Below are 1095 nucleotides of genomic sequence, written 5' to 3' on the forward strand. Positions count from 1 at the left end.
ACGCTGCCTGCGATCAAATCGGCAGCATGACTGCCTCGGACATTCCACTTAAAAATATCGAAAACCTGTCCGAACGAGCGAGACCACCTGTCAACTACCCCCTTCCGAACAAAGCCCATCCGGGCGGGTGAGGCCTGACGGCCTCAGAACACAAGTCCTGCCTTCTGATGCGCGCACTTCATCAAGACTACCCGGTGAGCCAAGCTCGCTTTTGGTGGGCCCGGCCGGACTTGAACCGGCGACCAGTCGATTATGAGTCGACGGCTCTAACCTGCTGAGCTACGGGCCCGAGAACAGGATGGGCCTCCCGTGGTGTACCACGTACTGCAAAAGACGGGGTATTGCAGCCGACCTGGGGGATCAGAGGCCCATTGAGGAAAGCGACAAGCTGCGAGCTCACGGACTGTTGCCCGTCATCGCTTGGCATGCTTCCAGTGGAGCGGGTGAAGGGAGTCGAACCCTCGTCATCAGCTTGGAAGGCTGTTGCTCTACCGTTGAGCTACACCCGCCACGGTGCGCCATTCTAGCGGTATTCGCTGGAACCACGTCAGCGATTTGACGATTGTTGAGGCCGCTTACTTAATCGGAATCCAGGCGTCGACGAATACGACGATCGTAGGGATTGACGGGGCGAGGCGCGGTGAACGGGTCATGCGGCGCTTCAAATCGGCGCGGCAACTGCAACGATTCGCTCGGTTCACGGGCAGGTTTCGAATCTGTTCATGGGGTGCCGATACAACCGAAGCGAGCAGTGCAAATGCGAGGCGCGTGCCCAGGCCGGCGCGGCCTGGGATTGGGCTTCGTGCGCCCGCATGGTGGTGTAAGTCGCCCGATTATCTCTTACGCCGACCTCGCCCGTCCGCTTACCGAACAACTTGACAGTACCCCCCGCACCATCTTGACCATGGCTGCCATCAGATTTACATCAGGATTCTCTGCAGGGGAGGGGGAACACTACGTCGGGCGAGCATGGGGTTAGGGTCTGTTTACATTCGATGAAATGTGTTAAGGCAATGCTGATTAAGTTCACCGTCCCTGTAGTTCATGCGTCATAGATCGGTGTGCATGACTTGAGAAAGGCGAACGACGATGAAG

General features: G+C 57.8%; 2 tRNA genes and 1 pseudogene. 1 reads left to right on the top strand and 2 read right to left on the bottom strand.

Annotation, left to right across the window (positions count from 1 at the left end):
• Positions 1 to 212: 212 nt before the first annotated feature.
• Both ACPUER_RS36795 and ACPUER_RS36800 read right to left on the bottom strand, forming a co-directional pair.
• Positions 213 to 289 (bottom strand) — tRNA-Ile (locus tag ACPUER_RS36795).
• A gap of 146 nt (positions 290 to 435) precedes the next feature.
• Positions 436 to 509: transfer RNA gene (locus tag ACPUER_RS36800), tRNA-Gly, on the bottom strand.
• Between the two features lie 133 nt (positions 510 to 642).
• Between ACPUER_RS36800 and ACPUER_RS36805 the strand changes: the two are divergent.
• A pseudogene (locus ACPUER_RS36805) lies at positions 643 to 824 on the top strand (IS6 family transposase); the annotation flags it as partial.
• Positions 825 to 1095: the final 271 nt, after the last annotated feature.

The sequence above is a fragment of the Burkholderia sp. DN3021 genome, from assembly GCF_049805555.1.
Classification (GTDB): Bacteria; Pseudomonadota; Gammaproteobacteria; order Burkholderiales; family Burkholderiaceae; genus Burkholderia; species Burkholderia pyrrocinia_C.